Here is a 21,591-nt window from a genome sequence, read left to right as displayed (position 1 = left end):
AGATCGATCGCCCTCCTCTTTGTGCATACCCGCGTAATTGGTAGGGGGCAAGCGGATGTAATCTGGGGGTACATTTGGGGGTATATCTATTTGTCATCATGTGTGAGATCAAGCATTCATACTGGTTTAATAGGTTGTATGTGGTTGACCCTCCCTCAAAGACTTATTGAGTTGATTAATTTTTAATCATTCCCACAATTCCTATTTTGTCGGCTTCACCTTTTCTGGCTCTGACATAATGTTCAGTTGTGATGACGCTTGCGTATCCCGGTTGTTTCTGCGCTTGCTTGATATCACCGCTTAATTCTGTCTTGTCCGTTCCTGCCTTTGCCCTTGATCACGGAACCGAAAAAGCGTTTTATTTATGCCTGCTCTCTCCCTCGCTTTCCGGAATTGATCTTGTAAAGCTTTGAGTGATGCTGAGGCTTCTCGCTTTCGGGGCCATCGCCCAACCGACGATTCGGCGGGCGTACAGATCTAGTACGATGGCCAGATAAAGCCATCCAAAACCAGTGCGGATGTACGTAATATCCGAGATGTACGCGGTGTCTGGCGCGACCGGATTGAACTGCCGGTTAAGCACGTTGGCGGCCATGGGCAAGTCATGCCTGCTGTTGCGTCGTATTTCCGGATACGCTGTCGCTCGGCAGCGAGCGGCTTGCCGATACCTGGCTGGCCATTTTGTTCTGCGTTGTACTGCTTCACCTTGTGCCGAATCGTCGTTGGATCAATGTGTCGTACTGACGAATGGTTTTTTGTGCAGTAAGTGGTTCTTACTTACCCTACATTCCTGCCTTGCCACCAGTGCAGATACCTCTATCCATCCGGTGATCAGCAACTTCTCAAGAGCAGTCAGCTTTTGGGCATCAAGGATTAATGACTACCACAAAAAATATATTTCTTAACGCAAATAAAGGGGGTAAAAACCCTTCATTGCCAGTGAAAGTAATTTTTTGTAGCAGGTAACATGTTCGTGTGAGGCGACTCACTATTTTTGCCGGAAACTGTCGTTCTGACAGATCCACCCCTGCCGTTACCCCTAACGGTGGGGGACCCTTCTTAGTAATTGTGGCACCAGTAAAACGGTGAAAACTGTTCCGCAATCAATTTTTGATCCGCATGGTATAGGGCGTTGCTGAGTAGTAATTTTCTGAAAAGTGTGGAATGGGTTTTGGAGACAGGCTGCTGATTTATATGCTCATTACATGGCACTCAAAATCCTGTGACGATAACATCAGAGGAGCTTGATTCCCCTTCCTGGCGCCAGTCTCAGTGATCTGGTAAAAGTTTTTTTCCGCGATTGCTATTTTGCAGGTTTCACTTTCTCGCCTTTTCTATGGCCGATGTGATGTTCCGTCATAGTGACACTCGCCTGGTATCCAATGAAAAACTTCACCGCACTCATAAAATTGTCTCCGGATCTCCTGTTAATGCTTTCCTAAAGTAAGCCGGGATCAAGCACAGTGTTTGATTACTGTGGATTTAATCTTCCTGTTCCGGAGCTGCGCGCACAGAACTGAGTTGCGTCTTGTAACCTTGTCTGTCCATGAATGTTTTTAAAGTCTGATATGCCTCAATCCCATAGGAGTTTGCCAGCATAAGCGCTATCCGTGTTTGGATTACAAACACCCTCAGGCCTTCATGTTTTTCCTGATTTGGATTTGTAACCTCTGTTATGTTTCTGGCGGCGTCTTCGGGGCAGCTCCTTTGATACTTCAGCAGCAGTTCTTCAATATCCTGATGGTTGATCTTGGCCTTTTCGGCAACTATGAGTGTATTGATTGTTTCTTTTGGTCCTTTGTCTCGTACAAGTTTAAGCATGGTTATTTTTGATAATTCCAGGAATGCGTATATACCCTGCAGGGACGCCTGCCCAGATCAGATCATGCTGCGTGAAGCTTTGCTGCCATATCCAATTTCTGCAATATTATTTCTTTTGTGACATGCGTACATTCAGCAACTTCGCAACTGTTAATGAATCTGCGTATATAACACGGTTTATGTTCATTTTTTCTATATGTCACTCTGTATTGTTAAATAGATTGGTGCGCATATATCCTAGAAATTCTACTGTTTTTATGTATCTCAGACAAAATTTTATTGTTTGAGTGTGGTTTTTAGGTTTGTATGGCAAAGAACGGGAGTGGCCTGTAAGCTTGATGAACACAGGGAGGTATATTAGTAATCGATCCCGGTTTGTGCCTGGATACCAGTTTGGAAGGCATGTTTGACGTCGCGCATTTCAGTGACAGTATCGGCCGCCTGGCACAAAACATCCGGTGCTGCACGACCGGTAATGACGACATGCTGCATGGCTGGTCGGTTCTGAAGATCGGCCAAGATCTCGTTGATTTCCAGCCAGCCAAATTTGAGCGGGTAGGTGAGTTCATCAAGTATCAGCAGATCGATTGATGTATCGCACAGCATGGTTTGTACGACTACCCACCCACGCCGGGCGGTCTCTCTGTCACGTGCAAGATCCTGCGTATCCCAGGTGAACCCTTCCCCCAGCACGTGCCAGACGATGTTTTTCTGCTGTCTGAAGAAGGCTTCCTCGCCGGTATCGGAGCGTCCTTTGATGAATTGTGCGACGCCCACGCGCATGCCATGTCCCAGCGCACGGGCAGCCATACCAAAGGCGGAACTCGATTTTCCCTTGCCGTTGCCGGTCAGCACCAGCAACAGCCCTTTGCTTTTATTGGCACGGACAATCGCTGCATCCACGATTGCTTTCTGGCGCTGCATCCGGGACTGATAGCGTTGTGACTGGCCTGTTTCGGGATCCATCTTACTGGCCGATTACATTAGTTTGTGGTTGGCGTGTCCTATGAGTTAACACAAACAAGGTATGTATTGCAGCCGCAGTACTGACATACAACAGCAAGGATTGGAGATAAAGCGGGAAGTAGTGCAATTCACGCTGCCAGAATTCAGTGAATGTGGTTTCTTCAAATTGATCGGAGAAGAAATAGAATCCTCCACTGGAGAACAACTCACAGACGATTGTTCCGATCAGCAGGCTGATGGACAGGGGTGCCAGCGCTCGCCATGAAAATTGATAGCGGGTCGCGAACCAGCGACCGGCTGCCCAGAGTGCGCTGTAGGCGGGCAGCAGGAAAACATAGGCCGAGGTCAGACAAAATTCGCTTTCTGCAACGGTGAAATAGGCCGAGGAATCAAGCGCCCAGGCAAGTGCCAGGAAGCCGAATAGTGACCAGTTTGAGCTGAGGTAGATGCCGGCAAGGAAAAAAACTGCCCAGGAGGCTCCCGGCAGATTGTGCAGTGAGGCGAAGTGATATTCACGTGTGACGATCATCAGGACGATCAGGATCGATCCGATCAGGTATTGATGTCGCAATGGCAATGTCAGCATATTTTTTAATCCTATGGTTGATAACGCAGGGTCACAAAAAAGTTACGCCCGGGTTGGTTGAAGAATGCAGCGGTTTCGTAGTCCTTGTCAAACAGGTTTTCGATTCGCCCCTGGATGCGCCACTGTGAATTGATCAGATATTCTGCCCGCAGATCGACTTTGACGTAATCATCTAGTTTCTGGCTGTTTGCCAGATCATCATAGCGATTGGTTTCTGCGAGAAACATTGCCCCAACAACAAAGTCACCGAGCTGACGGCTGGCATCGATCCGAAAAGCCTGTTTGCTGCGCCGTGGCAGAATATTGCCTTTATTCATCCCTCTGGAACGGTTCTCCGGATTCAGAAAGGTGAGATTGGACTGGATTAGCCAACCCTTGATTTCGGTGTTGAGAATAGCTTCTAACCCTTGTATGCGTGCCTTGTCTATATTATCCGGAGCGAAGGTTGCAGCATTGAATGAGATCAAATCATCAATCCAGGTTTCATACAGGTTAAGTGACCAGTTGCCCCAGGCAAACCGGCCGGTTGCACCCAGTTCTACTGTACGGGCATTTTCTGGTTTGAGATGGGGGTTGCCAAATCCAGGGAAATACAGCTCATTGAAAGTAGGCGCCTTGAATGCGCTGCCAAAGCCGGCAGTCAGCCTGATTTGTTTAGTCAACAAATAACCCCAGGAGGCGCCACCGGTTACCTGGCTGCCGAATTGCTGACTATCATCATGGCGTAATGAAAGCTGCAGCTTGTGCGCAGCTAATGAAATCTGGTGTTGTGCAAATACACCCCAATTATAGCGTGAGGTGGTGGTAAATTTTTCCGAGCTGTTAACATGATCGTACAGGTAATCCGTGCCGATGGTCAAAAGCTGATTCGGAGTTACGGTTATGTCATTTTGCCAGGAGAGCGTATCGCGCCGGGCATGGTAATGCGTCATGAACATTTTTTCCTTGAAATTATCGGAATCTTCGTGACTGCGTCCCGCTGTTAACGTGATACGCCAAGGTTCAAAGGGTGAATAGCGTGCTGTTCCCCCAAATACTTGTTGTGCTAGCTTGGTTCTGTTTTGAAAGCTGCCATCATATTCATAATGTCCGTCAGTATGTAAAAAACTGGCTTCGACATCTAATCCATTTTCGAAACGGTAACCAGCACGGGCTGAGCCGGAGATGTTACGGTAGCCATCTTTGTCCGGCTCGATGGTGAAGCATCCCGCACTAAAAAATCCTTTGCAGGCGTTGAAGCCGTTGGTGTCCGATCCGCTGATACCGAGATTGAACCAGGCGCGTTCGCTACTGCCGGAGAGAGTGGCTGAGCCATTGATGGTTCCGTAGCTGCCACCTCCGAAGCTGAGAGTAGGTTTCAGTCCTTTTTTTCCGCCTTTGCGTGTGAAGATCTGGATTACGCCACCCACGGCTTCCGGGCCGTACAGGCTGGAACGTGGTCCTCGGACAATTTCGATATGATCAATCAGTTCTACCGGGTAGTTCTGGATTTCAGAAAATCCGGATGTAGCAGAGCCCATTCTGATGCCATCGACCAGAACTAGAACGTGATCAGACTCTGTCCCTCGCAGAAGGAGTGTGGTCAATTTTCCCGGTCCGCCGGTATTAGCAATATTGATACCTGCGATACCGTGCAGCAGATCTTGCATGGAGCGCGCTTGCTGGCGCTCGATATCAGTTCGTGTAATAACGGTAACCGAAGCAAGTGTATCTTCTGTGGCTTGATCGGTACGGCTGGCAGTAACGACTACCGGTTTCTCAAGATAACTGATTTCTTCTGCCCATAAAAGGGTAGAAAGACTGGCGCCTAACCACAGAATCAGTATAGGTAGGGCAAAATTTTTGGACATCGTTTCCTCCACGCACACCCGCGCGATGATCGGGTTGTAAACAGATTGCGGAGAAACAGCAGGGCGATTAAATACCAGGAATGAGATTCAGTGCCGTGTATTGCCCTCCGCAATAACATGATATTGCTTTAGGCCGGTCTCCGGACTTATGAGCGGAAGCTGTATTTCCCTGGTTCTGCGCCTTCCCATACCTTACAGCACAGTGGCGTGTGCAGATCATTGACTCATTTACCGTTGCGGGGGCAGTGCCGGCATTGCGCTGGGTGATTCCAGTACGCACCGGCTTCCCGTTTCATCCCTCGTGAAAATACATCTGGGACACCTCAAACAAGGGGCGCAGACTATAGCAGCACTATGGCCGTGTCAAGGTACAATGCCTGATCCGGAGTGAGGGACAAGTAACTATTTGTGATGTAAGGAAGATCTGCTGATTAATGGGAAAAAGATATGGTCCGTAGTGACTGAAGTATTGACTACTCATTTTCTCCGGTATCGCTACGCTGATTTTGTGTGACGGGTAGAGATGATTTCCGGGAAGATGGTTTCATCGATAAGGCAGCCAGGAGGATGCCCAGTTCGTAGAGCAGGTATAAAGGGATTGCCAACAGGATCTGTGACATGACATCAGGTGGGGTGAAAATTGCACCAATGATGAATGCACCTACCAGTACAAAGCGGCGCATAGATCTCATTTTTTCGATTGAAACGAGACCGGTTCGAATGAGTATCAGCACAAAGACCGGTACTTCAAATGTGATTCCGAAAGCCAGGAACATAGACAGGACAAAACCGAGGTATTCGCTGATGTCAGTCATGACAGCGACTCCTTCCGGCGCAAAATAGACGATGAACTCAAATACCAGTGGCAGTACGGCAAAGTAAGCGAATGCCATACCGATGAAGAAGAGAAGGCTGCTGATGAATACCAGCGGCAGAAACAGGCGTTTCTCGTGGCTGTACAGACCGGGTGCGACGAATGCCCAAAGCTGATAGAGCGTATGCGGTAGTGTGACGAGAAATGCCACCATCAGCGCTACTTTCATCGGGATGAAGAAAGGAGTGACAACCTCGGTGGCGATCATCTGCCCGCCTTGTGGTAGCTTTTCCAGTAGAGGGAAAGCCAGAAAACTGTATAACTCTCGAGCAAAGAAGGCGCAGGGGAGAAAACCCAGAAACAGTACCAGAAGCGTCCGGATCAGCCGGGAGCGTAATTCCACCAGATGTGAAATAAAAGTAGTGTCGTCATCCATCTGTTACTGTGGTTCGTCCTGTCGTTAGATTGGGTTGTCTGATTTGATGGGAATGAGGGCACAATCACCGGCAGTGATTGAATCCTTGAAACTAGTTGTTCGGTTGCCGGGGTTCAGCAGATGTTGATGAAGTTTTGGTTTCACTGGTATTGATCGGTTCGATATTTTCCGCAGATTTTTCAAATGGAGTTTGTTTATCCGGCAGGGTCGCAGATCGAGTTTCTATGGTTTCCTGAATTTTGTTTATTTCGCTGCGTACCGAATTTTCAAATGAATTGGCAGTTTCGTGCATGGAATCCCTGAGTTTTCTCAGACTGTCCAGCTCCATTTCTTCATGCAGATCATGCTTGACCTGATCGACATAGCGCCGGGCGCGTCCCAGGAAGTAACCTGCCGTGCGTGCAACGGCCGGTAACCGCTCCGGCCCGATGACGATCAGCGCCACAATGCCAATGACTATAAGTTCGGCTAGGCTGATATCAAACATTTCCAGACTGGAATACCGCTGAGCCGCACTGCAGAATTATCCGGAAAACCCGGTTCTGATGGTTGCAGAAAGTCATATCGCCAGATCACACTTTCGTTTGGTTCGTCTGATTCTCCTGGTCTTTTTCTTCCATTTCGTTTTTGATCGAATGGTCGGTTACCTGCTGGGAAGGGGGCGGTGCAGTGTTTTCTTCTTCAGCTCCTTTCATTCCCTCTTTAAATCCACGAACTGCTCCACCCAGATCACTGCCAAGATTGCGTAATTTTTTGGTCCCGAATACCAGGACGACAATTGCCAGAACAACCAGCCAGTGCCAAATACTGAAACTTCCCATCATTTGCTCCTTGAACGGTTAGTCATGATGAATCATGGCGGGCAGACGATCCTTCCCTCCAATAATGTGAAGGTGAAGATGAAACACTTCCTGTCCGCCTACTCGGCCGGTATTGATAATAGTTCGGAATCCATCCGTACATCCCTGACTGGCTGCCAACCGGGGGGCCAGCCACAACATTTTTCCGAGTAAGGGTTGATGGCTCGCGTCGACTTCACTCAGTGATCCGATATGCTGTTTGGGTACCAGCAGCAGATGTACGGGTGCCGCCGGATGGATATCGAGAAATGCCAGTGTATCCTCATCTTCATGGATCTTGGTGGCCGGGATTTCTCCACGGATGATTTTGCAGAATAGACAGTCTTCCATTTCACTCGATTTTATTGGGTTGGGATCGTGATAATTTTTCTTCGATGCCGGATATTCCTTCCCGACGTTCCAGCTCCCTCAGTATATCTTCCGGCGAAATATCGTGCCGGGTGAGCATGATCAGACAATGAAACCATAAATCTGCCGTTTCATAAATGATCTGTTTTCTGTCATTGTCTTTGCAGGCCATGATAGTTTCAGCGGCTTCCTCTGCAATTTTTTTGAGCACCTTATCCTGGGTACTGTTCAGCAATTTTGCCGTATAAGAGATAGAAGGATCAGCACTTTTTCGTGCTTCGATTGTCCGTGCCAGCCGCTGGAGTATGGTCGATGCTGTCATTGGGTATAAATTTGTGACGGATCCTTAATAACAGATTCTGTAACGACCCATTCCTTATTTTTCAATTGACGGAAGAAGCAGCTTTGTCTGCCTGTATGGCAAGCGATTCCTCCTTTTTGTTCCACGCTGAGGAGGAGCACGTCTTCGTCACAATCCAGATGGATGGCCTTGATTGCCTGGGTATGACCGGATTCTTCGCCTTTGTGCCACAGCTTTTTTCTGGAGCGGGACCAGTAAACTGCTTCACCTGTTTCGGCTGTGCGTTTGAGTGCTTCACGGTTCATCCAGGCTACCATCAGAATCTTTCCACTATTTTCGTCCTGTACGATTACAGGGACAAGGCCGTCGGCTGACCAGTTTATTGTGTCAAGCCATTCGTCTGTCATTGACTGCTCCTTATCTCTCTATTTTCAAGGTGATCTTAACAGTTTCAGGGGTGCTTGCAAAATACGAAAGTATTGTGGAAAAAATAATCCTGGTTGTTCAAGAATACAGGTCTTGAACAGATTCTTACAAACGCACTTCTATACCGTGTGATAACAAATATTCCTTGGCTTGGCGAATGCTGTATTCGCCATAATGGAAAATGCTTGCTGCCAGTACTGCATCGGCGTGACCCTGTAAGATACCGTCCACCAGATGATCCAGGCTGCCCACACCTCCGCTGGCAATCACCGGCAAGTCGATTGAATCGGAGATTGCGCGTGTCAATACAAGATCAAATCCGGAGCGGGTGCCATCGCGATCCATGCTGGTCAGCAGAATTTCTCCGGCACCCAGGGACTGTATCTTTTGCGCCCATTCCACTGCATCAATCCCAGTTGATTTGCGCCCACCGTGGGTAAACACTTCCCAGTGTGGCAACTCGACGCTTCTATCAGATACTTGTCTGGCATCAATGGCAATTACGATGCACTGAGAACCGTAATGATCTGCTGATTCCTTGATCAGCATTGGATTCAATACCGCAGAAGTATTGATACTGACCTTGTCGGCGCCTGCATTCAGCAGTCTGCGTACGTCTTCGGTTTTGCGAACACCCCCTCCCACTGTAAGCGGAATAAAAACCTGTGAGGCAACTTTTTCCACAATATGCAGGATCAAATCGCGGTTTTCTACGCTTGCGGTGATATCGAGGAAAACCAGTTCATCAGCACCCTGTTCGTTATAGCTGCGGGCAATTTCGACCGGATCTCCTGCATCCCGCAGAGAGACAAAGTTGACACCTTTGACAACCCGGCCATCTTTGATATCGAGACAGGGGATAATACGTTTGGCTAATCCCATGGGTCAGGGCTCGTCAGAAGTCGGATAGAAAAGGGAAGGGGATGAAGAGCACAATACGGGCAAATTTTTATGAGTGAGAGCAATCATTTCGCTGAATCCAGCTGATCTGCCAGGGTTTGCGCTTCCTTGAAGTCAAGCGATCCCTGGTAAATTGCCCGGCCAGTGATGACGCCTGTGATGCCTTCGAACTGGACTTCACACAATTTTCTGATGTCACCTAGGTTGGTTACGCCACCACTCGCAATGACGGGAATAGTCAGTGCCCGGGCAAGTTCTACGGTAGCCTCGATATTCAAACCATTGAGCATGCCGTCGCGGCCAATATCGGTGTGAATGATTGCTTCGACACCGTAATCCTGGAATTTTTTTGCGAGATCAATAACGTCGTGTCCAGTTACTTTGGACCAGCCGTTCACAGCCACTTTTCCATTTACGGCATCCAGTCCGACCATGATCTGGCCTGGAAATGCATAGCAGGCGTCATGCAGGAAGCCGGGTACCTTGACTGCTGCTGTTCCGATGATTACGTAGCTGATACCGTTATCCAGATAATATTCAATCGTTTCCAGATCGCGGATTCCCCCGCCTAGCTGGATTGGAATTTTTCCATCAATGGCTTCGACTATCGCGCGAATGGCCTGACCATTTTTTGGTTTGCCGGCAAAAGCACCGTTCAGATCAACCAGATGCAACTGACGGGCTCCGTTATCCAGCCAGTGCAGAGCAACTGTTTCAGGAGTTTCTGAGAACACGGTGGCATCTTCCATGATGCCTTGCTTCAACCGGACACATTGCCCGTCTTTCAGATCTATAGCAGGAATAATCAGCATACGAAGTTATCGAAGTTAGTGATCAGGCTTAAAAAATGGATCATACGATGAAAATACCAAGTAGTACGATGCTGGCTGTTGATTATGGTGTCCATTTCAGGAAATTGTTTAATAGTGCCAGTCCTGCGGAGTGACTTTTCTCCGGATGAAACTGGGTGGCAAAAATATTATCCCTGGCGACTGCGCATGTGAATGGAGTCGGGTAGTCGGTACTGCCTGCTACGATTTCCGGTGCGTCTGTTGCTACAAAATAGCTGTGAACGAAGTAAAAACGTGTATCAGTATCAATCCCATCCCATAATGGATGTGCTCTGGTCTGGTGAACCTGGCTCCAACCCATGTGGGGGATTTTGATTTTTTGCGTGCCGCCATCAGCAACGTCATTTGCTCTCAGATTTTTTACGCTGCCTGGCAGAATACCCAATGCCGGGGTATTGCCTTCCTCGCTTTCCCCGAACAGCATCTGCAATCCGAGACAAATGCCGAGAAAGGGTTTGTTTTGGGCGACTTCAACGATTACCTCGCGCAAGCCTTGGTCGTCCAGAGCCTGCATACAATGAGGCATTGCGCCCTGGCCGGGCACTACAACGCGTGAGGCGGATCGGATTACATCTGGATCACTGGTTACCGTGACCACAGTAGATGAATCGACATGTTCCAGTGCTTTGGATACCGATCTCAGGTTGCCCATCCCGTAGTCTACAACGGCAATCGAGTTCATATTCGTATCAGGGGTTTGAGCGTTTTTGACCTACAATACGCCTTTGGTGGATGGAATGAGGTTATCACAGCGCGGATCGGTTGTTACGGCCATACGTAACGCGCGTCCGAATGCCTTGAAAATAGATTCAGCCTGGTGATGCGCATTTTTACCGGTCAGGTTGTCGATGTGCAGCGTTATCATAGCGTGGTTGACAAAGCCTTGAAAGAATTCCTGAATCAGATCGACATCGAAAGAGCCGATAGCCGCGCGCGTGAATAGCGTGTTGAACTGCAGACCGGGTCTGCCTGATAAATCAATGACCACTCTTGACAGCGCTTCATCCAGAGGCACATATGCATGGCCATAACGCAATATTCCTTTTTTGTCACCAATGGCGCGATTCAGCGCCTGACCCAATGCGATACCAATATCTTCTACAGTATGGTGTGCATCGATATGGAGGTCACCTTGGGCCGTGACATTCAAATCGATCATGCCATGGCGGGCAATCTGATCCAGCATATGATCGAGAAAAGGAACACCACTGTCCAGCTGTGCCTTACCTTGGCCGTCCAGATTGATTGCTACGGTAATTTGTGTTTCCTGAGTATTGCGGGTAACTTGAGCTTTGCGCATGAGTATTCAGATTCAAACGGAACGTTTTGTTTAATCTCCCGATTAATTTCCAGTGAGCAGATCTTGTAGTGTATTGCAGAAGCGATCGTTTTCTTCAGGTGTGCCAACTGTTACACGGAGGCAATTTTTTAATAAGGGATGACTGTTGTCAAGATTCTTTACCAGAATACCATGTCGCTGAAGCTGCCTGAAAATCTGGCTGGCATTGTCGAGCCGGAATAAAATGAAGTTGGCATCAGAGGGATAAGGCTCGACACCTTTCAGATGTTCAAGGAAAGTCATGAGTCTGGCCCGGGTTTGTTTGATTGTTTCGGCCTGATGCCGGAGTATATCGTAGTGGTACATGATTTTTTCTGCGGCAAGCTGGGTAATTACATTAACGTTGTAAGGCAGTCGCAATTTTTCCAGATGATGCAGCCAGTCTAATCTGCCGGTTAAAAGTCCGAGGCGAAGCCCTGCCAATCCCAATTTTGAAAGCGTTCGCATAACCAGTAAATTGGGATAGTCTGTGAGTTTCTCGATAAAACTTTTTCCTGCAAATGGATGATAAGCTTCGTCTATTACAACCAGACCCGGGGATGCCCGAATTATTTTATCCAGAGCAATCTCGTCGAACAAGTTGCCACTGGGATTGTTCGGGTAGGCCAGAAACAGGACGGCTGGCCGGTGACGTGCAATTGCCGTGAGCATCGTATCAAGATCCAGTGAAAAATCTGGTTTCAACGGGATGCCGATGTATTCCATATTCGTCAATGTGGCAATTATTTTAAACATGGCGAACCCGGGTTCAACGGTCAGCAGCTTCGCTCCCGGCTTTGCAGCCGCCAGCATGATGATCTGGATGATTTCGTCTGAACCATTGCCCAGCATGATTTCCATTCCATCCGGAATGGCTAGCGATGCCCGAAGCGTTTTTTTGAGGGCAGTGGCGTTCGGATCGGGATAGCGGTTGATATGTGCGTCTGCTGTAATCCGGGTGATTTCTTTGCTTAAAGATGAAGGAAGCCGATAGGGATTTTCCATGGCATCCAGCTTGATCATGTTCTCTGCTGGCGGGACATGATAGGCTGATAGTGCAAGGATTTCCTGGCGAATGATCTGATCAGGTGACAAGGAAGTCATGTATCAAAAAAAGAAAGAGCAGTTGTCCAATCCTGAGATTTACTTGGGGTTGTTATCGTTTTTATCTTTGCCGCTTAGATAAACAAGGACTGCGCTGATGACCACTACCGGGAAAATGACGAAATAACTTACTGCATATAGCGTGTCTTCATCGTGACCCGTGCTGCTGATAATTTTGTAGGCGTGCATGATTGCTACAAGGATTACACCAATCAGACCAACCAGGCGATGGTTGAGCAATTTTTTGTTTGTAATTATGTTTAACCCGAGCGCAGAATAATGCCCGACGAAATAGATGAAAGTATAGAAAAACAGTGCGCCCATCAGGAGTATTTAGATAAAACCATTAAGTTTAGAAGCCGGTTAAATGTTTCTTTATGTATCATGTGCTGTGATATGTTTTGAAAGTATACAGCCAGTGAGGAAGGATTTTAAGAACTTTATATGCAACGAAGGTCTGGGGCTTAATTGTTACCCGGTTTGCAGCCTGATCCGATCAGGTGTGAAGTGGGGTAGGGGGAAGATAAATAACCTCGGATTGGATTAATGAGTATGCATTAATCTCTGCGGGTTTATAATCGAACCTGCGCATAAATAATGGAGAAATAGGCTGATGATCAAGGTATTGCTTGCAAATCCGAGGGGATTCTGTGCCGGGGTTGACCGGGCCATTGAAATTGTTGAGCGTGCATTGGTAATGTATGGCGCTCCCATTTATGTAAGACATGAAGTTGTCCACAATCGCTTCGTGGTTAAGGATCTGGAGAAAAAAGGAGCGGTGTTTGTGGAAAATCTGGAGGAAGTGCCAGAAGGCAGTATGCTTATCTTCAGCGCGCATGGTGTTTCCCATGAAGTAAGAAGAGAGGCTGCTGCTCGCAAACTGCAGATATTTGATGCTACCTGTCCACTGGTGACCAAAGTGCACGTGGAGGTGGCCAAGATGAACAGGGAAGGCAGAGAAATCGTCATGATCGGCCATCAGGGTCATCCTGAGGTCGAGGGAACCATGGGGCAGATCGAGAAGGAAAAAGGGACGATGTACCTTGTGGAAACCGCAGAAGACGTATCCGGGTTACAGGTTGGGAATGAAGATAATCTTGCATATGTTACTCAGACAACATTGTCTGTTGATGATGCGGCGCGTGTGATTGAGGCACTGAGGTTGCGCTTTCCAAAGATTGTTGGCCCGAAGAAGGATGATATTTGCTATGCCACGCAGAATCGGCAGGATGCTGTCAAAAAGCTGGTTAAGCTTTGTGATCTGGTGATTGTGGTGGGTTCGCCGAATAGTTCAAACTCGAACCGTCTTTGTGAAGTGGCCAGAAATGAGAATGTGGAAGCGTATATGGTCGATCAGGCGTCACAGTTACAAGAAAGCTGGTTAGCCAATAAGCGGTGTATCGGCATTACTGCGGGTGCGTCTGCTCCGGAAATCCTGGTTCAGCAGGTGCTGGAGCGTCTTGAGCAGATCGCGGCTAAGCAGTCGAGCCAGAGCGTGGTAGTGGAGGAATTGACGGGGGTGCTTGAATCAGTAACATTTCCACTGCCAAAAGCTGAGCCAGTCAGCTTCAATAAATATGTCTGATATTATCCAAACAAATTCCATCCCTGCTGATAGGGGGTGGTATCAAAAGGTTGGGCGCGTTTCATAATTTCGTTCGTTAGTATTTCTGCGCTGCCGGGGGCCATTGTGACACCATAGCGAAAATGTCCGCTGTTGATATAAAGATTTTTAAGGAATGGATGTGCCCCGATTACCGGAATGTTGTCGGGTGTGCCGGGGCGCAAGCCTGACCAGTGTTTTAGCGGTGACATGCCACGCAGCTCCGGTAATAGCTGTTTTGCCCATCCGGACAGCTTGTCTTTTGCTTCAGGTGTAATGCCTTTGTCAAATCCGATATCCTCGATTGTGCTGCCGACGAGTAAATGCCCGTCACACCGGGGAATGAGATAAAGACCTTGCTGCAACACAACGGAATGCAGCGGTCTTTCCGGAAATTTGTATAACAATATCTGTCCTCGGATTGGTTTTATTTCAATATTCAGGGCATGTTCCCCAAGAATTTGTTTGCTCCATGCACCGGCTGACAGGATGTATCGATTGGCCGAGAAGGTTTTGTGTGGCGTCCGGACGGATCTGATTTCCTGGCGGGTTGTATCCAGTTTCTGGACTTCACAGTGTTCAATAATATTTCCACCGAGCTGTTTGACGCGTTTGTATAGCGCTTGTGACAGGCATGGATTTCGAACCTGGGCAATATCAGGAAGTAACAGTGCCTGATCGGTTTGCTGTTGAGCGTGATCGTGGCTTGGAGAAAGCGGGAAAGGCTGATATATCAATGGCGCCGCATGAGCGGTGCACCAGCTGACAGCTTTATCCAGGTCATAGGGAGGAAGAACAAGAAGTCCGCATACATGATATTCCGGATCAATTTCAGTGGCTGTACTTAATGCCGCAATCCATTCCGGATAAAGTGACATGCTGAAGGTGACGAGGCGATTTACAGTATCCGGATAGTTCCACGGACATAGAGGAGATAAAATACCACCACCAGCCCATGATGCCTCACGGCCAGCTTCGTGACGTTCAAGGAGCGTGACTGATGCGCCTTCCTTTAGTAATCGGAGTGCAGTGGAAAGACCAACGATGCCTGCTCCAATTACTATGAAATCACTCACCATCCCGATTACCGGGTGTTGCTTTATACATGCTCTCACCATACTTGCTAATCGTGCCGGCGCAGATACCTATTCGTCCGGAACTCATCCTTCCGAGTGGGTATCTTACGCTCCAGAAGAGAAAAAGTTAAACCAGCAGTAGAGATTGAATATTCTTTAACTTCGGTGAAAATGCATAAAAAACTGTACAATATTACGATAACGCGCCATAATCATGTCATGAAACTGTAAGGTTGGCAGAGCTGCAATGTTTACAAAAATTCTGGTTGTTCACGGCCCCAATTTGAATCTTTTAGGGAAAAGAGAACCGTCTGTTTACGGACATGCAACGCTAGGAGATATTAACAGGAATCTGGTCGCAAAAGCGCAGGCGGCTTCTGCAATATTGAATACGTTCCAAAGCAATGCCGAACATGAATTAATCGACCGTGTACAAAAAGCCATGAATGATGGCACTGACTTTATCATTATCAATCCGGCTGCTTTGACGCATACCAGTATAGCTTTGCGTGATGCTTTGGCTGCTACCCGCTTGCCGTTTGTGGAAATCCATCTTTCCAATATCTATGCACGTGAATCGTTTCGTCACACTTCTTATTTCTCGGATATCGCAGTCGGGGTCATCAGTGGATTAGGCGCGGCGGGATATGAGCTGGCGCTCCAGTTTGCTTTGGCCGGATAAATAGTATGGACAGGGTGATATTGCTGGAAAGATTCACTCGCAATCAGACAGATTTCGATAATCGAAACAAATGACAGTGCAAATCAAATGAACTGATTCAGTTACGGATCGGTCAACGGTCGTTATCAAGAAACAAGAAATTTCAGGCCTGAGGGCCATCAAAATGTTCATGGACGGGATCTGTCCCGGAGGAAAATATGGATTTGAGAAAACTCAAAAAATTGATTGAACTGGTTGAAGAGTACAGTATTACCGAACTGGAAGTGACTGAGGGTGAAGAAAAAGTACGTATCAGCAAATCCGTGACTCTGGCACAACCGACTGCAGCAGTTGTACCGCAATATCAGATCCCGATTCCGGCAGAATCAGCGGCATCTGCAGCCAATGAAAACGAGGCGCAAGAGAAACCGAGTCTGCCGGAAGGCCATATCGTCAAATCTCCCATGGTAGGTACTTTTTACCGTGCCTCAGCTCCGGGAGCCAAGCCGTTTGCTGAAGTAGGCCAACAAGTAAAACCGGGAGATACGCTATGTATCATTGAGGCGATGAAGCTACTTAATGAAATCGAAGCTGATCGAGGGGGCAAAATCAAGGCCATTTTGTTGGAAAATGGCCAGCCTGTTGAATATGGTGAGCCGTTGTTTGTGATTGAACAATAATCCGCCTGGAAATAAATCCCTGAATTCTCAGAAGTTTGTCCTGATCTATTTTTCATCATTTAATTTATATGTTTGAAAAAATATTAATTGCAAATCGTGGAGAGATAGCGCTGCGTGTCCAGCGAGCGTGTCGGACTATGGGTATCAAGACCGTAGCGGTTCATTCGGAAGCGGATGCCGAAGCCAAATATGTCAAACTGGCCGATGAATCAGTCTGTATCGGTCCGGCGGCATCTGCGCAAAGTTATCTGAATATCCCCGCTATTATTAGTGCTGCTGAAGTCACTGATGCTGAAGCCATTCATCCGGGTTACGGCTTCCTATCCGAGAACGCAGATTTTGCGGAAAGGGTGGAAAAGAGTGGTTTTTTCTTTATCGGCCCCCGGCCGGATACGATCCGCTTGATGGGAGACAAAGTTTCTGCAAAACGTGCGATGCTGCAGGCAAGTATTCCCTGCGTGCCAGGATCAGAAGGAGCGTTGCCGGATTCACTTGATGAGGTAAAGAAGATAATCAGGGAGATTGGATATCCGGTCATTATCAAGGCGGCCGGAGGGGGTGGGGGGCGCGGTATGCGCGTTGTATATACCGAGGCAGCGCTCTCGAATGCGGTGATTACAACGCGCAATGAAGCGCAGGCTGCATTTGGCAATCCGGTGGTTTATGCAGAAAAATACCTGGAGAATCCGCGCCATATTGAATTCCAGATGCTGGCGGACGAGTATGGCAATGTCGTTCATCTGGGGGAAAGGGATTGTTCCATGCAACGTCGCCATCAGAAGATTATTGAAGAAGCGCCAGCGCGAGGTATTTCTGCCAAATTGCGTAATCAAATCGGGGAGCGATGCGTCGAGGCTTGCAAGCGCATCAATTACAGGGGAGTGGGAACTTTCGAGTTTCTGTACGAGAACAATGAATTTTATTTCATTGAAATGAATACCCGGCTTCAGGTTGAACATCCGGTGACAGAAGCTGTCACGGGTATTGACTTGGTTCAGGCACAGATTCGTGTAGCAGCAGGGGAAAAGCTGTCAGTACAACAAAAGGATATCGTGACCAGGGGGCATGCCATAGAATGCCGTATCAATGCAGAAGATCCTTATAAACTGACACCCTCGGCTGGACGTATTACACAGTACCACGCGCCAGGTGGTCCTGGAATCAGGGTTGATTCCCATATCTATCACAATTACCGCGTACCACCTTACTATGACTCCATGATTGCCAAGGTAATTGCCTATGGTGATAATCGCGACCTTGCCATTGCGCGTATGCGTATTGCGCTTACTGAAATGGTTATTGAAGGTATCAAAACCAATATTCCGTTGCATCTGGATCTTCTGGCGGACTGTAATTTTGTGTCTGAGCCCGCTTCCATTCACTATCTTGAAAACAAACTTGCACTGTATAACAAAAAAACGACTTGATACGACTGTGAGAAAACCCGTGACAAAAATCGGCTATGTCCTGGCATTCTCTGACCTTTAAAGTTGGATCCGATGACGTTGATTCAGTAAGTGACCGATTGCTGGAATTGGGTGCGCTGTCGGTTGATGTGCATGATGCAGCCGAAGGAACTGATCAGGAGCAGCCTTTGTTTGGTGAACCTGGAGCGCTTCCGGAGCAATTTTGGCGACAGACAGAAGTAACAGTATTGTTCGAAGAAAGTGTGAATGTGGATGAAATCGTGCAAGCAATAGCCCAGGTTATGGGGATATCTGCATTGCCAGACTACCAGCTGACACGAGTCGTGGAACAGGACTGGGTCAGATTGACACAGGCGCAGTTCGAACCGATTAAAATCTCCTCACGATTGTGGGTGGTTCCATCCTGGCATGATTTGCCCGATCCGGCCGCAATTAACCTGAGACTGGATCCAGGGCTGGCTTTTGGTACAGGCAGTCATTCAACTACCCGATTGTGCCTGAGCTGGCTGGATGAATTTCTTCAACCGGGCGATAGCGTACTTGATTATGGATGTGGCTCTGGCATCCTGGCGATTGCGGCGCTGAAACTGGGAGCTGATCGGGTGATGGGTGTGGATATTGATCCGAATGCTGTTACCGCTAGCTTCGAAAATGCCCGGAATAATTACTGTGACCCGGATAAATTATTGTTTACCACCGCGCTATCTTCGCCCGGGTGGGATAATATCGGGCGGCTTTCCGCCACTGTAGTGGTTGCCAATATACTGGCCAACCCATTAATCATGCTGGCACCTGTTCTGATGCAAGCTTTGCAGCCAGGCGGACGTATCGTACTTTCAGGAATATTGGAAACCCAGGCGGATGAAGTTGTGCAGGTTTACAGTGAGTGGTTTGATATGCAGATTGCTGCAAAAGATCAGGGATGGGTACTTCTCACAGGCGAAAAATCAGCCTCTAGCGCATCATGACTCTGGTGACGCGCTGTCCCAGCTGTCATGCAATTTTCCGGTTGACGGGGATGCAGTTGTATTCACATGGCGGCGATGTGCGCTGTGAGCAGTGTAAGCGAGTATTCAACGGTTTTGCGGTACTGATGACTGTTCCGGAGGTGTGTATCCAGCCGGTTGCAATCTCTCCGCAGCCTGGCTCTGCTCAACCCGGACTGGATAATGTGGCTGCAATGTCGGTTGCTGCAACTCCTCCCCCTGTTGATCATTTCGATATCCATCCTCCCGCGCCAAAAGTTTCCCGGCTTTGGCTGGTGCCCAATGCAGTATTGCTGCTATTGTTACTGAGCCAGGTGATGCATGCTTATCGTACTGAAATATTGATTGCTTTTCCTGCGTTCCGGCCGGTACTGAATGAATATTGCAATCTGATGCAATGCAAGATTGAGTGGCCGCGTCATCTTCATTTATTGAGTCTGGAATCATCAGATTTGCGTGTCCGTTCTTCTGCTGATCCTGATGTAGTGGAGCTTTCTGCAATCATGCGCAATCATGCGCCTTTCCCACAGGAATTGCCGGCATTGTTGCTGACATTGACAGATTCTGATGCAAAACCTCTGGCAAGCCGTATTTTTACTGCAAAAGATTATCTGGATTTTGCAGCCGATCAGTCTGCATTTTCAGGTGGAAGTGAAATACAAATTCAATGCTTCCTGAATACGGACCAGCTCAACGCCACGAGTTACAAACTGGAGCTGTTTTATCCATAATTGGACATTTCCAAAAAACAGCGTGGTCCGGGAACCGGTAGAAGCTGGTTATCTGGTATCAGCAACATCCATCCGGATCTGCCAGGATCTGCTGTTGAAATAGCGCTTGAGTCCAACTGATATCGCATCAACCAGTTTGTTCTGATGAGCCTCTGAATTAAGCTTGGCTTCTTCTGTCCGATTGCTGATGAATGCAGTTTCAACCAGAACAGATGGAATATCAGGTGATTTGAGTACCGCAAAACCAGCTTGTTCTACATTTTTTTTGTGCAAGTGGCTGATTGTTCCAAGTTCATTCAGCACGTGATTGGCCAGCCGGATACTGTCATTGATTGTGGCGTTCATGGATAGATCAATAAGGGTCTGCTTCAGGTAGCGATCCTTGTCTTCCAGCTTGACCCCGCCGATCAGATCAACTTCATTTTCTTTCTTGGCGAGCCAGCGTGCTGTCGTGGAAGTGGCGCCGTTTTCTGATAATGCATAAATTGAAGCACCATGTGCTTCTTTCCGTGGAGCGGCATCGGCGTGAATGGATACGAACAAATCGGCGTTGGCCTGTCTTGCCTTGCTTCGACGACTGGCAAGTGGGATGAAGTAATCTCCATCACGGATCAATACAGCACGCATACCGGGCTCCTTGTCGATTTTAGCCTTGAGTTTTTTGGCAATGGACAGGGTGATATCTTTTTCCATGGAGCCTTGTGGGCCGATCGCCCCCGGATCTTTACCACCATGTCCGGCATCAATTGCGATAGTAATACTCCGTTTTCTTTCGGGTTTGCGACTGATCGCTGTCAGGGCAGCATTGGGTGCTATATCGGCAACTACATTACGTGAACGGGCAGCTGGTTCTGGTTTTTTGTTTTTTTGTATTAATGCGATGAGCGGATCCTGTTCGTGCGATTCTATTGCCAGGGGTTTCGATGGATAAAGATCCAGTACCAGCCGGTGCCCGAACTGGTCGACAGGGTCAAGCGCGAATGCTTTGTGCACGGCATCTGTTTTTAATTCCACAACCAGCCGAACAGTTCGGGAATTGAAATTTCCGACTCTTAATGCACTTACCAGCGGATCCTGTGATTCGGTCTTGCCCGACAAATGCTTCAGCGCATCGGATAATGAAACATTTTCCATGTCCATCACAACCCTTCTGGGTGATTGGAGTGTGCTAACCGAGTATTTGACCGGATTGCGTGATTCCAGCGTTAGCCGGGTATATTCGGGACCGGCCCAGTAGCGTACTGCTGTAATTGGGGTGCCGGCAGATGTATCGCTACTGTATAAAGCCAGTTGCAAAAAGATAGCCAGGATAACGAGTAAAAAGGGAGTGCTTTGTCTGACTCCGGATTGGTTCAATCGGATGCCCGTTCTTGCCAGTGTGATAAGCATTGCTCTCCTGCCTCCGTTTCCGCTTTAAATGTAGCGATTCTTCCTATTTGAGAATAGCTGATCCATATATGCAAATCAGCTGCATGCAGAAATTCTCCTGCTTTTTCAGGCCATTCGATCAGGCAGATGGAATCCTGGTTGAAGTACTCCCGAAAACCTGCTTCTTCCCACTCCAACGGATCATTGAATCTATAAAAATCAAAATGATACAAGTATAGCGCTGGAAGTTTATAGATTTCAACCAGGTTATAGGTGGGACTTCTTACTTTGCCGTGATGCTTCAACCCTTTCAATATTCCGCGTACAAGCGTGGTTTTGCCGGCTCCCAGCTCGCCATGAAGGAATACGGTTAGACCAGGATGAAGTATAGCCGCAAGCTGTTCCCCCAAGGAGAGAGTTGCCGCTTCATCGTTGAGTTTTACAACATGGGATGAGTACATCTGGTTGCAAATAAAAG

The 21,591-nt window shown here is 48.0% G+C and carries 25 protein-coding genes, 1 pseudogene and 1 riboswitch; of the genes and pseudogenes, 6 read left to right on the top strand and 20 right to left on the bottom strand.

The features are described 5' to 3' along the window. Nucleotides 1–436: 436 nt before the first annotated feature. From ABO04_RS00775 to ABO04_RS00695, 17 genes and pseudogenes are all read right to left on the bottom strand, one after another. Nucleotides 437–616: pseudogene (locus ABO04_RS00775) on the bottom strand (IS3 family transposase); the annotation flags it as partial. Between the two features lie 866 nt (nucleotides 617–1,482). Further along, nucleotides 1,483–1,821: a hypothetical protein gene (locus ABO04_RS00770; protein ID WP_160808705.1), complete on the bottom strand. Its 339-nt coding sequence runs from the start codon at nucleotides 1,819–1,821 to the stop codon at nucleotides 1,483–1,485. 357 nt (nucleotides 1,822–2,178) lie between these two features. Beyond that, nucleotides 2,179–2,787, bottom strand: coding sequence for a cob(I)yrinic acid a,c-diamide adenosyltransferase (gene cobO / locus ABO04_RS00765; protein WP_160808704.1), 609 nt, complete (start codon nucleotides 2,785–2,787; stop codon nucleotides 2,179–2,181). Nucleotide 2,788: 1 nt separating this feature from the next. Beyond that, nucleotides 2,789–3,373 carry a hypothetical protein gene (locus ABO04_RS00760; protein ID WP_160808703.1) on the bottom strand — a complete coding sequence of 195 codons (585 nt, stop codon included), beginning with the start codon at nucleotides 3,371–3,373 and terminating at the stop codon, nucleotides 2,789–2,791. Nucleotides 3,374–3,384: 11 nt separating this feature from the next. Then, nucleotides 3,385–5,223, bottom strand: a complete 1,839-nt coding sequence (gene btuB / locus ABO04_RS00755) for a TonB-dependent vitamin B12 receptor (RefSeq protein WP_160808702.1) — start codon at nucleotides 5,221–5,223, stop codon at nucleotides 3,385–3,387. A 113-nt stretch (nucleotides 5,224–5,336) separates the two neighbouring features. After that, nucleotides 5,337–5,564: riboswitch (cobalamin riboswitch) on the bottom strand. A 132-nt stretch (nucleotides 5,565–5,696) separates the two neighbouring features. Further along, a complete protein-coding gene (tatC, locus tag ABO04_RS00750; RefSeq protein ID WP_160808701.1) occupies nucleotides 5,697–6,473 on the bottom strand; it encodes a twin-arginine translocase subunit TatC in 777 nt (258 codons plus the stop codon). A 91-nt stretch (nucleotides 6,474–6,564) separates the two neighbouring features. Next, nucleotides 6,565–6,960, bottom strand: a complete 396-nt coding sequence (tatB, locus tag ABO04_RS00745; protein ID WP_160808700.1) for a Sec-independent protein translocase protein TatB — start codon at nucleotides 6,958–6,960, stop codon at nucleotides 6,565–6,567. Nucleotides 6,961–7,045: 85 nt separating this feature from the next. After that, nucleotides 7,046–7,294 (bottom strand): Sec-independent protein translocase subunit TatA, encoded by a 249-nt coding sequence (tatA, locus tag ABO04_RS00740; protein ID WP_160808917.1) that lies wholly within the window; start codon nucleotides 7,292–7,294, stop codon nucleotides 7,046–7,048. A gap of 18 nt (nucleotides 7,295–7,312) precedes the next feature. Beyond that, nucleotides 7,313–7,663 (bottom strand): histidine triad nucleotide-binding protein, encoded by a 351-nt coding sequence (locus ABO04_RS00735; RefSeq protein WP_160808699.1) that lies wholly within the window; start codon nucleotides 7,661–7,663, stop codon nucleotides 7,313–7,315. A 1-nt stretch (nucleotide 7,664) separates the two neighbouring features. Further along, nucleotides 7,665–8,003: a phosphoribosyl-ATP diphosphatase gene (locus ABO04_RS00730; protein ID WP_160808698.1), complete on the bottom strand. Its 339-nt coding sequence runs from the start codon at nucleotides 8,001–8,003 to the stop codon at nucleotides 7,665–7,667. Next, nucleotides 8,000–8,389 (bottom strand): phosphoribosyl-AMP cyclohydrolase, encoded by a 390-nt coding sequence (gene hisI / locus ABO04_RS00725; protein WP_160808697.1) that lies wholly within the window; start codon nucleotides 8,387–8,389, stop codon nucleotides 8,000–8,002. Before hisI ends, ABO04_RS00730 begins: the two co-directional genes overlap by 4 nt. A gap of 124 nt (nucleotides 8,390–8,513) precedes the next feature. Next, complete coding sequence (hisF, locus tag ABO04_RS00720) at nucleotides 8,514–9,290, bottom strand: imidazole glycerol phosphate synthase subunit HisF (RefSeq protein WP_160808696.1); 777 nt, start codon at nucleotides 9,288–9,290, stop codon at nucleotides 8,514–8,516. A gap of 83 nt (nucleotides 9,291–9,373) precedes the next feature. After that, nucleotides 9,374–10,120 carry a 1-(5-phosphoribosyl)-5-[(5-phosphoribosylamino)methylideneamino]imidazole-4-carboxamide isomerase gene (gene hisA / locus ABO04_RS00715; RefSeq protein ID WP_160808695.1) on the bottom strand — a complete coding sequence of 249 codons (747 nt, stop codon included), beginning with the start codon at nucleotides 10,118–10,120 and terminating at the stop codon, nucleotides 9,374–9,376. 82 nt (nucleotides 10,121–10,202) lie between these two features. Then, nucleotides 10,203–10,841 (bottom strand): imidazole glycerol phosphate synthase subunit HisH, encoded by a 639-nt coding sequence (gene hisH, locus ABO04_RS00710; protein WP_160808694.1) that lies wholly within the window; start codon nucleotides 10,839–10,841, stop codon nucleotides 10,203–10,205. Nucleotides 10,842–10,871: 30 nt separating this feature from the next. Continuing rightward, nucleotides 10,872–11,459 carry an imidazoleglycerol-phosphate dehydratase HisB gene (gene hisB, locus ABO04_RS00705; protein ID WP_160808693.1) on the bottom strand — a complete coding sequence of 196 codons (588 nt, stop codon included), beginning with the start codon at nucleotides 11,457–11,459 and terminating at the stop codon, nucleotides 10,872–10,874. A gap of 42 nt (nucleotides 11,460–11,501) precedes the next feature. After that, nucleotides 11,502–12,581, bottom strand: coding sequence for a histidinol-phosphate transaminase (hisC, locus tag ABO04_RS00700; protein WP_160808692.1), 1,080 nt, complete (start codon nucleotides 12,579–12,581; stop codon nucleotides 11,502–11,504). 39 nt (nucleotides 12,582–12,620) lie between these two features. Then, nucleotides 12,621–12,905, bottom strand: coding sequence for a hypothetical protein (locus ABO04_RS00695; protein WP_160808691.1), 285 nt, complete (start codon nucleotides 12,903–12,905; stop codon nucleotides 12,621–12,623). A 289-nt stretch (nucleotides 12,906–13,194) separates the two neighbouring features. Between ABO04_RS00695 and ispH the strand changes: the two genes are divergently transcribed. Further along, the gene (gene ispH / locus ABO04_RS00690; protein WP_160808690.1) at nucleotides 13,195–14,166 is read left to right on the top strand and encodes a 4-hydroxy-3-methylbut-2-enyl diphosphate reductase; all 972 of its coding nucleotides are present in this window, start codon (nucleotides 13,195–13,197) and stop codon (nucleotides 14,164–14,166) included. A gap of 2 nt (nucleotides 14,167–14,168) precedes the next feature. Here the strand turns inward: ispH and thiO are convergent, their stop codons facing one another. Further along, on the bottom strand, nucleotides 14,169–15,302 hold the full coding sequence (gene thiO, locus ABO04_RS00685; RefSeq protein WP_240141356.1) for a glycine oxidase ThiO: 1,134 nt from the start codon (nucleotides 15,300–15,302) through the stop codon (nucleotides 14,169–14,171). A gap of 205 nt (nucleotides 15,303–15,507) precedes the next feature. Here thiO and aroQ point away from each other — a divergent pair, with 205 nt between their 5' ends. From aroQ to ABO04_RS00660, 5 genes are all read left to right on the top strand, one after another. Continuing rightward, a complete protein-coding gene (aroQ, locus tag ABO04_RS00680; RefSeq protein WP_160808689.1) occupies nucleotides 15,508–15,942 on the top strand; it encodes a type II 3-dehydroquinate dehydratase in 435 nt (144 codons plus the stop codon). Between the two features lie 197 nt (nucleotides 15,943–16,139). After that, nucleotides 16,140–16,601, top strand: a complete 462-nt coding sequence (gene accB, locus ABO04_RS00675) for an acetyl-CoA carboxylase biotin carboxyl carrier protein (RefSeq protein WP_160808688.1) — start codon at nucleotides 16,140–16,142, stop codon at nucleotides 16,599–16,601. A 68-nt stretch (nucleotides 16,602–16,669) separates the two neighbouring features. After that, nucleotides 16,670–18,028, top strand: a complete 1,359-nt coding sequence (accC, locus tag ABO04_RS00670; protein WP_160808687.1) for an acetyl-CoA carboxylase biotin carboxylase subunit — start codon at nucleotides 16,670–16,672, stop codon at nucleotides 18,026–18,028. A 35-nt stretch (nucleotides 18,029–18,063) separates the two neighbouring features. After that, nucleotides 18,064–18,996 (top strand): 50S ribosomal protein L11 methyltransferase, encoded by a 933-nt coding sequence (gene prmA / locus ABO04_RS00665; RefSeq protein ID WP_160808686.1) that lies wholly within the window; start codon nucleotides 18,064–18,066, stop codon nucleotides 18,994–18,996. After that, nucleotides 18,993–19,745: a zinc-ribbon and DUF3426 domain-containing protein gene (locus tag ABO04_RS00660; RefSeq protein ID WP_160808685.1), complete on the top strand. Its 753-nt coding sequence runs from the start codon at nucleotides 18,993–18,995 to the stop codon at nucleotides 19,743–19,745. Before prmA ends, ABO04_RS00660 begins: the two co-directional genes overlap by 4 nt. 48 nt (nucleotides 19,746–19,793) lie before the next feature. Here ABO04_RS00660 and ABO04_RS00655 read toward each other — a convergent pair whose 3' ends face one another. Further along, nucleotides 19,794–21,134 carry an N-acetylmuramoyl-L-alanine amidase gene (locus ABO04_RS00655; protein WP_240141355.1) on the bottom strand — a complete coding sequence of 447 codons (1,341 nt, stop codon included), beginning with the start codon at nucleotides 21,132–21,134 and terminating at the stop codon, nucleotides 19,794–19,796. After that, nucleotides 21,098–21,574, bottom strand: a complete 477-nt coding sequence (gene tsaE, locus ABO04_RS00650) for a tRNA (adenosine(37)-N6)-threonylcarbamoyltransferase complex ATPase subunit type 1 TsaE (protein WP_160808684.1) — start codon at nucleotides 21,572–21,574, stop codon at nucleotides 21,098–21,100. Before tsaE ends, ABO04_RS00655 begins: the two co-directional genes overlap by 37 nt. Between the last annotated feature and the right edge of the window lie 17 nt (nucleotides 21,575–21,591).

Origin of the sequence: Nitrosomonas sp. HPC101 (genome assembly GCF_009833125.1) — a bacterium.
Taxonomy (GTDB): domain Bacteria; phylum Pseudomonadota; class Gammaproteobacteria; order Burkholderiales; family Nitrosomonadaceae; genus Nitrosomonas.
This window is presented reverse-complemented; position numbering and strand designations above follow the sequence as displayed.